Below are 13,306 nucleotides of genomic sequence, written 5' to 3'. Positions count from 1 at the left end.
AAGGTTTGTCATTTATACTTTTAGCCCACATACTGTTGGGCTAAATAATCCTTACATAGCCAGGTTAATTACTAGAAAAAAAATGAATCTACAGCACCATTTTCTTATCGCCATGCCTTCATTATCTGATCCCTATTTCAAACGCTCAGTTGTTTACATATGTGAACACAATGCAAATGGGGCAATGGGATTGGTGATAAATAAACCTATTGAGCAAATCTCCGTTCGGAAAGTTTTACAAAAGCTGAAAATATCACCAGAAGATCGGGATGAAAGTGTCAATCTAAACAAGCCTGTCATGACTGGTGGCCCACTTGCTGAAGATCATGGTTTTATATTGCACACACCAAAACCCGGTTTCAGTTCAAGTATCAAAATTTCCGATGACACAATGATCACCACCTCCAAAGATGTCCTTGAAACCTTGGGTACACCACGCCAACCAAAACAGATATTGGTCACGTTGGGGTATACCAGTTGGGAAAAAGGCCAACTTGAAAAAGAGATAATGGAGAATAGTTGGCTAACAACAAACGCTGATCCACACATTATTTTCAACTCACCTATTGCGGACCGCTGGCGTGAAGCCGCATCTTTGCTCGGAATCAATATCTATAATATTGCGCCACAGGCGGGACATGCATAGATGAATAATCGTACAATAATGGCCTTCGATTTTGGCACCCGCAGCATCGGCGCAGCTATTGGACAAGAAATCACGGGCACCGCCAGAGCATTAACCTCGTTTAAAGCCACAGATGGTATCCCCAATTGGGGGCAAATCGAAAAATTACTTAAAGAATGGCAACCCGATCTGGTTATCGTTGGTCTTCCCCTCAATATGGATGGCACTGAGCAATTCGTCACAGTGCAAGCACGTAAATTTGCAAACCGGCTACATGGCCGGTTTGGCGTACAAGTGCAACTCCAAGATGAACGCCTGACAACGGTTGAAGCCCGTGCTCATCTGTTTGACCGAGGTGGTTATAAGGCTTTAAATAAAGGAAAAGTAGATGCTACTTCCGCTGTTATTATTCTGGAAAGCTGGTTTGAACAGCGCTATTAATAGCAATCAACCAACAGTAACAGCAATCAATTAACAGCAACCATATAACCGCGATTAACTGATAGCATTTTCTTTAATCTTCCTTTCCGTTTGCTCTGCCAGTAATCCCTGCAATTTACGCTGCTGCCAGCCTTGTTCATAGGTTTGCATCCCACTGGCAGCGCCCGTCTGCATAAGCGTTGTTATTTGATGATTTTTTCCTTCTCGTATCAGATGACTCACTGCCTGATTAACTACCAATACTTCATATATAGCAACTCGTCCCCCTCCCTGGGCAGAGACTAATTGCTGTGCTATCACAGCTTTCAGGCTGCCTGCTAGCTGGCTACGTACCCACCCTTTTTCTTCAGCGGAAAAAATATCCACCAGCCGGTCAATTGCCTGTACAGCACCTCGGGTATGCAAAGTCGACAATACCAAATGCCCAGTCTCTGCCGCGGTTAACGCCAAGCGTATTGTCTCTTTATCCCGCAGCTCACCCAACAACAATACATCAGGATCTTGCCGGAGAGCCCCTTTTAACGCAGCCTGATAACTGGGAGAATCCAACCCAATTTGCCGTTGTTGTATCAAACAATTGCGACTATGGTGGATAAATTCCACAGGATCTTCCAATGTAATAATGTGCTGACAACAGTGGCTGTTCAGCATATCCACAATGGCAGTTAACGTTGTCGACTTTCCGCTGCCTGTAGCGCCGGTTACCAAGATCAACCCACTCTCTTCCCGCAAAGCCATTTCACGGATAATTTCAGGTGCTTTTAGCTGTTCCAGAGTTGAACACTGAGAGTGAATTAAACGCAAAACGGCTGACAACCCGGAGTGCTGACGAAAGATGTTGCCTCTCAATCGTTGGCCATTTTCTGTTTCCAACGCAAAATCCACATGTCCACTAGTTAATAGCTGTTGTCGCTGATTTTCTGATAAAAACTGCCTACTCCACTCTTCCAGCAATAGATTATTTACAGATTGCAGTTGAGTTTGCGGACAAAGCACTCCATTTATACGTAATACAGGAACTTGCCCAATACAAAGATGCAGATCTGAAGCATTATGCTTTACACTAAGGGCCACTAGCTTATCCATATTCATTTTTTAATCTCCTGAGTCACCATGAACAATATTGAACAAAATTTACAAGATGTCAGGACCCACATAGCCATTGCCGCACAGAAATGCGAACGCGCTCCAGAAGAAATTACCTTGCTTGCAGTCAGTAAAACCAAACCTGTGGAAGATATCGAAAAAGCAATCGCTGCCGGGCAACGCCAGTTTGGTGAAAATTATGTGCAGGAAGGTGTAGAAAAAATTGCTTATTTTGCAAATTGTAATGATTTGATATGGCACTTTATCGGTCCGTTACAGTCTAATAAAAGCCGTTTGGTGGCAGAAAATTTTAACTGGTGCCATACCATAGACCGCTTAAAAATAGCACAACGCCTGAACGAACAACGCCCGGAGGGAATGGAACCGCTGAATATTCTTATTCAAATAAATATCAGTGATGAACGGAGCAAATCAGGTATTCAACTTGATGAACTATCAACGCTGGCAGCCGAAATGAACAAACTGCCGAATGTAAGGCTCCGTGGTTTAATGGCAATCCCGGCACCAGAACCTGACTATGCACATCAATTAGCGGTTTTCAGGAGAATGGAACAAGCCTTCCTTAACCTGAAAACGAAATATCCCCAAATAGATACTCTTTCAATGGGGATGACTGATGATATGGCTGCCGCTATTAATTGTGGTTCCACATTAGTACGAATTGGAACAGCAATTTTCGGTGCACGTCAGTATCACAATTAACCATTTCAATGCTACGAGGTATTCAATGGAGAGACGTAAAATTACCTTGATTGGTGCAGGTAATATGGCTCACGCCATCATAGCTGGATTAGTAAAAGGAGGGTACCCTGCTGAGCTGATTAATGTCTGCGCACCAAGTCATACTCGCCGTGATGCACTCGCAACAGAGTATGGCGTTAACAGCGGTAGTGACAATATTCGCTACGCACAGGAAGCGGACGTTGTTGTTCTGGCGGTAAAACCGCAAGTGATGGTAGATGTCTGCCAGCCTCTGAAAGAAAATGTAGATTTCAGTAACAAGCTGGTTCTGTCTATTGCCTCAGGTATTTCCGTTGCACGTTTTGATGCTTTATTACAAGACAAACTCAATATTGTTCGTATCATGCCAAACACGCCGGCATTAATTGGTCAAGGGGTGAGTGGATTATTCGCATCTGAGCAAGTCAGTCAGTCTGACCGTGATTTCACTCAAGCATTAATGAACAGTGTTGGTAAAACTTACTGGGTAAAAGATGAAAACGGCATCAATGACGTTATCGCCGCAGCAGGCAGTGCGCCCGCTTATTTCTTCCTATTTATGGAATCAATGCAACAGGAAGCAGAACGTTTAGGTTTTGATAACCAAACAGCCCGTGAAATTATTTTGCAAACGGCAATAGGTTCTGCGGCACTGGCCGCATCAAATGTAGATCTCCCTTTTGCAACCCTGCGTGAACAGGTAACATCTAAAGGCGGTACTACTGCGGAAGCATTACGTATTTTTTATGAAGGCAAATTACCGGAAACCATATCCAACGCGATGCAGGCGGCTATTCGCCGGGCACAGGAAATGGAAAAACAATTTTAATTTTATCAAGGCTGCTAAATGCAATTTTTAACCTTTATTCTGTTCACAGTTCTGGATTTATACATCGCTGTTTTATTACTTCGTGTATGGATGCAATGGGCCCGTTGTGATTTTTATAACCCATTTGCCCAATTTATTGTGAAAATGACCCAACCGATCATTCGGCCATTGCGCCGAGTGATACCATCTATTGGTTCGCTCGATACTGCCTCCATTGTTATCGCTTACGTTCTGGTATTGTTTAAATTAATCATGCAACTTTGGTTCAGTACCGGTACGGTTGCTTTCCTCACACTTTTCATCCCTATCGGGTTAATCGAATTGCTAACAGCAACAGGTAAACTGGTATTTTGGTTAGTGCTGGCACGCGCTCTACTAAGCTGGATAAGCCAAGGGCGCAATCCGATTGACTATGTTCTGATGCAACTAACAGAGCCATTGATGGCACCTATCCGCCGTATTATCCCAACAATGGGCGGCCTTGATTTTTCAGCAATGATCGTCATTTTGATCCTCTACGCATTGAACTATCTTCGCGCTGATGTTCTCTCATGGCTGATACAGTAAATAAGAATTAAATTGGGTTCAAAATAATGCAAAAAGTCGTTCTGGCAACCGGCAACCCCGGAAAAGTTCGTGAACTGGCACAATTACTGGCTGATTTTGGTCTGGATATTGTTGCTCAAACTGAGTTAGGCGTAGATTCAGCCGAAGAGACCGGGCTGACATTTATTGAAAATGCCATTCTTAAAGCTCGCCACGCCGCACAAGTTACCGGCCTGCCCGCAATTGCTGATGATTCTGGCCTATCCGTAGACATCCTTGGTGGAGCTCCGGGTATCTATTCAGCTCGCTATGCAGGAGAAAATGCCACTGACCAGCAAAATTTGGAAAAATTGCTGGATACGATGAAAGATATTCCTGACGATCAACGTCAAGCTCAGTTTAACTGTGTGCTGGTTTATATACGCCATGCAGAAGATCCAACACCTCTGGTATTTCATGGCCGCTGGCCGGGGTTCATCGCACATAAATCTGCCGGTAATGGTGGGTTCGGTTATGATCCCATCTTTTACATACCGGAATTAGGCTGTACTGCGGCTGAATTAACTGGTGAACAAAAAAATGCTGTTTCACATCGTGGTCAGGCACTAAAGATGATGTTGGATACACTACGTAATGCTTAAGCTCCCACCACTAAGTCTTTATATCCATATTCCGTGGTGTGTACAAAAGTGCCCTTACTGTGATTTCAACTCTCATGCCTTGAAAGGTGATGTTCCACACCAAGAGTATGTTGACCATTTATTGGCAGATCTGAAAACGGATCTGCCAATGGTCAATGGTCGGGAAGTTACCACTATCTTTATTGGTGGTGGAACCCCTAGCCTGCTTAGCTCACAAGCAATGCAACAATTGCTGGATGGTGTCCGTGCCCTCCTGCCGGTATCGCCACAAGCTGAAATTACTATGGAAGCCAATCCGGGTACTGTGGAAGCCGACCGCTTTAGTGGTTATCAGCAAGCGGGTATTAACCGAATATCCATTGGCGTGCAAAGTTTCAGTCCAGATAAACTGGTACGCCTTGGCCGTATTCACGGACCGGATGAAGCCAAACGGGCAGCACATTTAGCCGCTAGTCTGGGGCTACGCAGTTTTAATCTGGATTTGATGCATGGTTTGCCGAACCAAAGCCTTGATGAAGCGCTAGATGATTTACGTCAGGCAATCGAGTTATCACCACCGCATCTTTCATGGTATCAGTTGACTATTGAACCTAATACCAGCTTTGGTTCCCGCCCTCCGGTTCTGCCCGACGATGATGCGTTGTGGGATATTTTTTCACAAGGTCACCAATTGCTGACAGCAGCGGGTTATCAGCAATACGAAACTTCTGCTTATGCCAAACCAGGTTACCAATGCCAGCATAATCTCAACTACTGGCGCTTTGGCGATTACCTTGGTATTGGCTGCGGTGCTCATGGAAAAATCACATTTGAAGATGGCCGTATTCTGCGTACAGTGAAAACCAAACATCCCCGTGGATATATGCAGGGGCGCTATCTGGATAAACAGCATCAGGTAGAAAATGAAGATCGGCCATTTGAATTTTTTATGAACCGATTCCGTTTACTAGAAGCAATGCCAAAACAAGATTTCAGTGATTTCACCGGGTTATCTGAAACCTCAATTCGTACTCAAATTAAACAAGCCTTAGCCGCAGGTTATCTCTCTGAAACAGCAACACACTGGCAAATTACGCAGAAAGGCAAACTGTTCCTAAATTCATTATTGGAACTATTTCTCTAGCACAAAAATTGCTTTTGGAAAATTCAGTTTCACAACGGTTATCTTTACATAAAATTGATACCGCCATTGGTTTTGGTGCTATTCATAATCATTCCCCCTACTGAACTTCAGTGGGGGTACTCATTAGACAATAGCAACTGATTGTCCAGTGTTGAATTCCTTCTCTTTTCGGAGGGCTGATTATCCCTCCCAATTTAAATAAAATATAAATTACAAATTACAAATTACAAATTACAAATTACAAATTACAAATTAACCAAGGTATTAATATTAAAATAATAATCCATATTTTAATTTTCAATAACAGAAAATCAATATTTATAAAAGAAAATCAACAAATAATAGTGTAAAAACAAATGAAAAATTCACAAATCTCTCCTGTAAATATACTTACCATGTAGATAATAGTTAATGTCGATCATTAATAAGTGTATTAATTAATAATTTAATAAAAACACGTTCTACACAATATTAATTTTAACATATGTGAATTACGACACAATAATATCATTTAAATTATCTCAAATACGACTATATTTAATTTGTGTTTGGTTATATTTATATTAACAAGCACGAACATTTAAAAAAAATTTTTAATTTCACTTTGCTTGGAGTAAAAAATGAATATTGAAAATAAAGAAATGTTATATACCTTGTCCAAAGAAGACCTCGCCACAGAACTAACTCCGTATTATCAAGATTTTTATGATCAACTTTCCGATCATCAAAAGGAAAATATTAGCTTTGACATGGTTGTAAATGATGCTTACAAGAGATTACATTTTAATAACTCAGAGCCAACTGACACTGATGGAAGATTAAAATTAATAGAGTACGCAGGTGAATCTCCATGCATTCATGCAATTGGTATAGTTGTCGCAGATGCTTTTAAACTTGCATTTAAATTCATGGGCATACATAAACCTGAAAGAGAATCAGCCACACAGATATTATTGAAAAAATTAGGTCATGATGCTATACATGAGCTACTTACTATAGTTCATAACCTTAAGAATTCGAATTCTATTACTGATAAATCAAAGCATACCTGGTCATTAATTTCCGCAGTTGAAAGTATTTTAGGTATTTCTGGAATAACTGATTGCTTAAAAGAGACAATGCATTGGTACAATTGGATGATTACTGGAATAACTGCAATCGCACAATTAACCATATGGTTTGCTACAGGTGGAGCTGCATTTATTGCAGAAATAGCACTGGCGGGTCCTGCTATAGCCAGATTAGCCCTTGACTCTGTAGACGCGGCTAATACTTGTTCATAAAACCTTTATCTGTAATCTCATTTAATTATCAAGGAACTTATTATTTATTATAAGTTCCTTTCAATATAAGTATCATTACCCATATTATAAACTCGAATAAATCAGACGCTAAAATGTAAAATAAATAATAATTTCACCTTGTAAAACCAATATATAAATTACTATTAATATTTTTAAATAATTATTTTTTCACAGAAAGAAAATTACCATCCGAAAAAATATTTAGATCAATTCCTGTTATTTAAAAATGACCAATTTAAATAATTTTATAGCTTACTTACATATGAAATAAATATATTTATTAATAACAATATTAGTTTTCACACTATATATCATGACACATTAACATTATATTTTATGAATAAATAAAGCATTATTTCGAATATAAAAATTATCTATATTTTCGCTGGAAATACGCATAATAAGCTAATTATTCATATACCCGTTATCTTTCAAGTTGCCTCTTTGTTGGCTGCACTCACTCACCTAGGTCACATAGTTACCCTATGCTCCCGGGGATTCGCTCCCTTGTCGTCGCGATCCATCTTGAAATCCATAGGGTATAGCTCAGACCAAACCTGACAGCCACCAGCATAAAATAACCGATAACTGTCAGACCAAATCTAAAACAATCCATTGTGAAACTTCAACAACTATTCAAATTCAAAATGGCGCATGACCTGATTAAAGGGCATCAGCTACAGCATTAACTTGTGCTGACAGGCTCTCCAAACCACCGCCAGACAAATACCACAGATCAGACTTCAGATAAGTAATTTTGCCATTCTTGTACGCTGAAGTAGATTTCACTTTATCATCTTCAAACTTCGCTTTATCTAGCTTACCAGCACCAATTGCTTCACTGCGGTCAATAATTAAAATTACATCTGGATTAGCTTGAGCAATCATGTCAGAAGTCACTACAACGCGTTTGGTTTTATCTTCACCAGCAGGAATAGCTAATTCCGCTTTCTGTGCCTTAACCACGTCATACACGACACTCTGGTTATTCAGCATTAGTTTATCTGCGTTATGTAACAATACTAAAACTTTTGCATCAGCAGATTTAGCTTTATCCTGAGCTTTAACAATGGTTTTCTCCAACTCAACAATTTGGTCTTTCACTTCACTCTGTTTACTAAATAATTCACCTAATAATGTTATGTTACTTTCAACCGAAACCAGATAATTTTTGCTATCAGTTCCCAAATTAATTGTCGGTGCTATTTTTGACAGATTTTCATAGAAAGAACCTTGACGGCCGGTAATAACGATCAAATCAGGTTTAAGCTGCGCCAGTTTTTCCAGATTAGGCTCTTTCATTCCTCCTGCATTTTCTACCTCTTTAGGTAAGCTATTACGGAGATATTCAGGCGTATTACCTGTAGGTAATGCCACAACCCTATCTGATAAACCTAATTTAACTAATGAATCATAAGTGCCGAAATCAAATGAAACAACTTTCTGAGGATTTTTTTTGACCTCAGTTTCACCGGAAAGGTGCTTAACTATAACCTTATCATCAGCCTGAGCTGTAACAACATTTGGTGTAAATACAGCAGATTTCTGACTAAATGCGGAATGGCTTGCAACAGCAAATAACGATACCAGAACGACAGGGATGATCTTTTTCATATATTGCACTCCAAGAAAGAATATTTAGTAAGCATTTGCATTCTAGGTAGCGAAAAAAATATGTCAATCTAAATAAGAATCAATTTCAAATTGATTCTTATTTGTGATTATTAGCAACTATTTAATAGAATTCAGTAATTCAATTCGTTGTTGCTCAAGGCCACTGACCTTACCGCAAACCTCTTTGCCAAAACGCTGGAAATCTTCCTCCTGAGTCCGCCATTCAGCTTTCAAATTATTCTGCAATCCCCCCAAACTACCAAGCAAAGATTGTAGTGCCTGATTATTATCACCATTCAGGCTAAATTGTTTATTGCCAATCTCATTAATACTGTCCTGTAATACTCCACCAAGACTTTGCTCAATTAAGCTACGGCTATCTTTTTCAACCAGCTTAATCGCTTGATGGTGGAATGCCATACCATCAGAACGAGTTTCAATAATTCGGTTTATTTGCTGATTAAGCCCTGACTCAAGATCGGACAACCGATGACGCACATTGCTATCCTTGCCGATAGTCTCTACTACTACTTTATCCAAGGATTTACGCGCCGTTATCAGATGTTTTCCGGTTTCTTGTTTAATCCAAGGCAAATCCTGCCGCAAAGCCCGCTGATATCGCTGTGCTTTCTGACGCTGTTCTGTATTTAAACTTAAGTTCTTACCATCACGAATTACTGAACCATCAGGTGAAATCTGGAGATTGCCACTTGCCCCCACAACTTGAACTGATTGAGAAGTAATAATAATGTCATTCTGTGGATTTACCTGGCATTCATAACCAGCTTGAGTCTGAGCAACAAATAGCAAAGATGCAGCAATGATAATTTTGCGTAACATGTTTTCTCCTAAGAAAATCACCTGAGAATTAAAAAATGGATTGAGAGTTAAAAAACGGATCGCCCAACACGATCAGCTAACAATTCTAGGGCAGCACAACCGGCCAAAGAGTTCCCCGATCGATCCAATTCCGGTGACCAAACAGTAACAGTAAACTCTCCCGGCACGACACACACGATCCCACCACCAACGCCCGATTTTCCTGGCATACCAATCCTGAATGCAAATTCACCGGAACCATCATACATACCACAGGTCATCATCAGTGCATTAATCTGCCGGGCCTGACGAGGACTAAGGATTTGCTGCTCAGAACCTATCGTACTCCCTTGATTCGCCAAATAAATGAAACATTTAGCAAGCTCAATACAGTTCATTTTCAAAGCGCAATAATGAAAATAAGTTTGCAGTACCGCGAGCACATCGTTATCGAAATTACCGAAGGATTTCATCAGATAGGCAATCGCTGCATTGCGGTGAGAATGTTCCATTTCAGAACGGGCAACTTTGCTGTCGTAACAAATATCAGGACAACCAGCAAGTTTGCGCACCACTTCCAGCATACGCTGTTTAGGTGCACTCAATCGCGACTGCAACATGTCACAGACAATTAATGCACCCGCGTTAACAAAAGGGTTACGGGGTTTGCCTTTTTCCAGTTCCAACTGAACTAATGAGTTAAATGGCTGACCAGAAGGTTCCTGCCCGACCCGCTGCCAGATCTCTTGTTCCTGATAACGTGTCATGGCTAAAGTCAGACTTAATATTTTAGAAATAGATTGAATCGAAAAACGCTTCTCAGCATCTCCTGCATGAAATATCTGCCCATCAATAGTACAGATAGCTATTGCCAAGTTATCAGCAGGAACCTCCGCCAGTGCAGGAATATAATTTGCCACTTTCCCTTGGCCAATCAGGGGACGAACTTGTCGCAAAATATCCGACAATAACGTATTAGAGAACGTTGTACTCACTGATTTTACTCCAGACAGGGGCACTAATTAATCACCAGCTACCCCTGTTGTGATTCATGCAAGATATTTTATAGATTAATCAATCCCACCAAACATCAAACAATTCAGAGGTCATGACATCTTCCATACCGCGATCTTTCAGCCATTTTTCAACCAATTGGCGGTGTTCTTCTGTACACATACCAATTTTTTGCAAACAGATTAAGCCTTCCCAATCCAGATAACCGCTGGCATCCAATGCTAAGCCATTGGATTCAATCAGCTCATCAATAAATGCATCAACAGTGCTATCGATAACATCTATCGGTGTATTAGACGGGAAATTCCACTTAACAGAAAAACCCAACTCTTTAAATTCATCAATATGCATCTTTTTACGCAAACGACGACTGCGGTTTTTAGCCATTACTTAATCCTCTTAAACATGATGTCCCATACGCCATGCCCCAACCGCTGACCGCGCAATTCAAATTTCGTTATCGGGCGTGAAGATGGACGCGGCACATAATCACCATTTTCGGACAAATTAAGGTAATTATCTACGCCATTCATCACTTCCAACATATGCTCAGCATATGGCTGCCAGTCAGTCGCCATATGGAATACGCCCCCTACTTTCAACTTGCTTTTTATCAGTTCCGCAAATGGTGGCTGTACAATCCTGCGTTTATTATGACGTACTTTATGCCACGGATCCGGAAAGAAAAGCTGGACCATTTCCAAACGATTATCCGGGATCATGTTTTCCAGCACTTCAATCGCATCATGGCACATCACCCGCAAGTTACCGATATTTTCATCTTCAGCGGAAGCCAGACAAGCACCGACACCAGGCACATGAACTTCAATTCCAAGAAAGTCTTTTTCTGGATTCTGACTTGCCATTGTGACAAGTGATGCCCCCATACCAAAGCCAATTTCCAGCACCACAGGGGCTTCTCGCCCAAAAAGTGCTCCCAGCTCCAGTTTTTCTGCCTGATACTCAACACCTATTTTTGGCCAGAGATTATCAAGCGCTTGTTGCTGACGATTAGTTAACCGGCCCTGACGACGAACAAAACTCCTAACACGGCGCAACGCCCTGCCATTTTCATCAAATTCCGGCGAAATTACGTTATTTATCATGGTATTTCTGTCAGTTTTAAAGGCATTTATTCAGCCGTTCATGGCTGCTTTACCAGCAAACCACCTATCCCCGTCATCTTTCAAGTTGCCTATTTTTGTTGGCTGCATTCACTCACCCCGGTCACATCGTTATCCATGCTCCCGGGGGTTCGTTCCCTTGCCGTCGCAATGCATCTTGAAATCCATAGGGTATAAAAGAGAGCGCATTATCCAAAGATGGGCGATTTTAGCAAGTCCGATAGTGATAAGTACAATTTTAATACTAAATTGCGTAGCACTGCGAAAACAAAGTTCCGGTTTACAGCGAGGTTACACTATGTTGCAATCCTATTCACGAAACACTGATTTTCCCTAAAGACAATTATCCAAATGATGGAAGCAAAGCAATTCTCCACAGTGGTACTGGATTGGTACCATCGTTACGGTCGTAAAACCCTGCCTTGGCAATTGGAAAAGACCTCTTACCACGTCTGGCTTTCAGAAGTGATGTTGCAACAAACTCAGGTTGCGACGGTCATTCCCTATTTTCAGCGCTTTATTTCACGTTTTCCCGATATAACTTCACTTGCCGCAGCCCCCCTTGATGAAGTCCTTCATTTATGGACCGGCCTTGGTTACTACGCTCGCGCTCGTAATTTACATAAAGCAGCACAGCAGGTTGTGGAGCGGCACCAAGGTAAATTCCCGACAACTTTTGAAGATGTTGTCGCCCTACCTGGCGTTGGTCGTTCGACAGCAGGTGCAATCCTTTCACTTTCTCAAGGTAAACATTTCCCAATTCTTGATGGCAACGTTAAACGGGTATTGGCCCGCTGTTATGCCGTGGAAGGTTGGCCGGGTAAAAAAGAGGTTGAAAGCTGCCTCTGGCAAATCAGCACCAATGTAACGCCAGCGCAAGAGGTAGAATATTTTAATCAGGCGATGATGGACTTAGGCGCAATGGTTTGCACTCGCAGCAAGCCGAAATGTGAAATCTGCCCATTAAATCAAGGATGTATCGCTTACGCTAACCATAGCTGGACAAAATATCCCGGTAAAAAACCTAAACAGAGCATTCCTGAAAAAACAGCTTATTTCTTGCTGATGCAAAATAATGATTCTGTCTGGCTAGAACAGCGCCCACCAACGGGGATCTGGGGTGGTTTGTTTGCGTTTCCTCAGTTTGAGAGCATGGATTTACTAAATGGCTGGTTAGAACAATCAGGCATTTCTCACAGTAAACACGAACAACTCACCGCATTCCGCCACACATTTAGCCATTTTCATCTAGATATTGTGCCGATAAAAATAAATATTTTATCTTTCACTACCTGCATGGATGAAAATAAAGGACTTTGGTATAACTTACAGCAACCCGCAACTGTTGGGCTGGCAGCACCAGTTGAATATCTATTACAACAACTGGGCTGAATCCCCT

Annotated in this window: 15 protein-coding genes; 9 read left to right on the top strand and 6 right to left on the bottom strand. The window is 41.3% G+C overall.

The genetic code is table 11. The annotated features are described in order from the left end of the window. Nucleotides 1-82 precede the first annotated feature (82 nt). Both PluTT01m_RS06060 and ruvX read left to right on the top strand, forming a co-directional pair. Nucleotides 83-646, top strand: coding sequence for a YqgE/AlgH family protein (locus PluTT01m_RS06060; RefSeq protein WP_011145510.1), 564 nt, complete (start codon nucleotides 83-85; stop codon nucleotides 644-646). Then, nucleotides 647-1,066: a Holliday junction resolvase RuvX gene (ruvX, locus tag PluTT01m_RS06055; RefSeq protein WP_011145509.1), complete on the top strand. Its 420-nt coding sequence runs from the start codon at nucleotides 647-649 to the stop codon at nucleotides 1,064-1,066. A gap of 54 nt (nucleotides 1,067-1,120) precedes the next feature. On the opposite strand, the gene PluTT01m_RS06050 is transcribed toward ruvX, so the two are convergent. After that, complete coding sequence (locus PluTT01m_RS06050; protein ID WP_011145508.1) at nucleotides 1,121-2,158, bottom strand: type IV pilus twitching motility protein PilT; 1,038 nt, start codon at nucleotides 2,156-2,158, stop codon at nucleotides 1,121-1,123. 21 nt (nucleotides 2,159-2,179) lie between these two features. On the opposite strand from PluTT01m_RS06050, the gene PluTT01m_RS06045 reads away from it, so the two are divergent. The 6 genes from PluTT01m_RS06045 to PluTT01m_RS06020 all read left to right on the top strand — a co-directional run bounded on the left by PluTT01m_RS06045 (nucleotide 2,180) and on the right by PluTT01m_RS06020 (nucleotide 7,315). Next, nucleotides 2,180-2,875 (top strand): YggS family pyridoxal phosphate-dependent enzyme, encoded by a 696-nt coding sequence (locus PluTT01m_RS06045; protein WP_011145507.1) that lies wholly within the window; start codon nucleotides 2,180-2,182, stop codon nucleotides 2,873-2,875. Nucleotides 2,876-2,900: 25 nt separating this feature from the next. Then, nucleotides 2,901-3,722 (top strand): pyrroline-5-carboxylate reductase, encoded by an 822-nt coding sequence (gene proC, locus PluTT01m_RS06040; protein WP_011145506.1) that lies wholly within the window; start codon nucleotides 2,901-2,903, stop codon nucleotides 3,720-3,722. 18 nt (nucleotides 3,723-3,740) lie between these two features. Next, a complete protein-coding gene (locus PluTT01m_RS06035; RefSeq protein WP_011145505.1) occupies nucleotides 3,741-4,289 on the top strand; it encodes a YggT family protein in 549 nt (182 codons plus the stop codon). 26 nt (nucleotides 4,290-4,315) lie between these two features. Next, nucleotides 4,316-4,909 carry an XTP/dITP diphosphatase gene (locus tag PluTT01m_RS06030; protein ID WP_011145504.1) on the top strand — a complete coding sequence of 198 codons (594 nt, stop codon included), beginning with the start codon at nucleotides 4,316-4,318 and terminating at the stop codon, nucleotides 4,907-4,909. Beyond that, a complete protein-coding gene (gene hemW / locus PluTT01m_RS06025; RefSeq protein ID WP_011145503.1) occupies nucleotides 4,902-6,032 on the top strand; it encodes a radical SAM family heme chaperone HemW in 1,131 nt (376 codons plus the stop codon). The genes PluTT01m_RS06030 and hemW overlap by 8 nt, the downstream gene beginning before the upstream one ends. Before the next feature lie 620 nt (nucleotides 6,033-6,652). Further along, on the top strand, nucleotides 6,653-7,315 hold the full coding sequence (locus PluTT01m_RS06020) for a hypothetical protein (protein ID WP_011145502.1): 663 nt from the start codon (nucleotides 6,653-6,655) through the stop codon (nucleotides 7,313-7,315). A 684-nt stretch (nucleotides 7,316-7,999) separates the two neighbouring features. On the opposite strand, the gene PluTT01m_RS06015 is transcribed toward PluTT01m_RS06020, so the two are convergent. The 5 genes from PluTT01m_RS06015 to trmB form a co-directional block, all read right to left on the bottom strand. Further along, nucleotides 8,000-8,950, bottom strand: a complete 951-nt coding sequence (locus PluTT01m_RS06015) for a siderophore ABC transporter substrate-binding protein (RefSeq protein ID WP_011145501.1) — start codon at nucleotides 8,948-8,950, stop codon at nucleotides 8,000-8,002. A 117-nt stretch (nucleotides 8,951-9,067) separates the two neighbouring features. Further along, nucleotides 9,068-9,790 carry a YggN family protein gene (locus PluTT01m_RS06010; protein ID WP_011145500.1) on the bottom strand — a complete coding sequence of 241 codons (723 nt, stop codon included), beginning with the start codon at nucleotides 9,788-9,790 and terminating at the stop codon, nucleotides 9,068-9,070. Nucleotides 9,791-9,837: 47 nt separating this feature from the next. After that, complete coding sequence (glsB, locus tag PluTT01m_RS06005; RefSeq protein ID WP_011145499.1) at nucleotides 9,838-10,764, bottom strand: glutaminase B; 927 nt, start codon at nucleotides 10,762-10,764, stop codon at nucleotides 9,838-9,840. Between the two features lie 79 nt (nucleotides 10,765-10,843). Then, nucleotides 10,844-11,170 (bottom strand): YggL family protein, encoded by a 327-nt coding sequence (locus tag PluTT01m_RS06000; RefSeq protein WP_011145498.1) that lies wholly within the window; start codon nucleotides 11,168-11,170, stop codon nucleotides 10,844-10,846. Beyond that, on the bottom strand, nucleotides 11,170-11,889 hold the full coding sequence (trmB, locus tag PluTT01m_RS05995; protein ID WP_011145497.1) for a tRNA (guanosine(46)-N7)-methyltransferase TrmB: 720 nt from the start codon (nucleotides 11,887-11,889) through the stop codon (nucleotides 11,170-11,172). Before trmB ends, PluTT01m_RS06000 begins: the two co-directional genes overlap by 1 nt. A gap of 369 nt (nucleotides 11,890-12,258) precedes the next feature. On the opposite strand from trmB, the gene mutY reads away from it, so the two are divergent. After that, nucleotides 12,259-13,299, top strand: coding sequence for an A/G-specific adenine glycosylase (mutY, locus tag PluTT01m_RS05990; protein ID WP_041379970.1), 1,041 nt, complete (start codon nucleotides 12,259-12,261; stop codon nucleotides 13,297-13,299). Nucleotides 13,300-13,306: the final 7 nt, after the last annotated feature.

Origin of the sequence: Photorhabdus laumondii subsp. laumondii (assembly GCF_003343245.1) — a bacterium.
Lineage (GTDB): Bacteria > Pseudomonadota > Gammaproteobacteria > Enterobacterales > Enterobacteriaceae > Photorhabdus > Photorhabdus laumondii.
The sequence above is the reverse complement of the archived record's forward strand: the minus strand, read 5'-3'. Positions and strand labels throughout refer to the sequence as shown.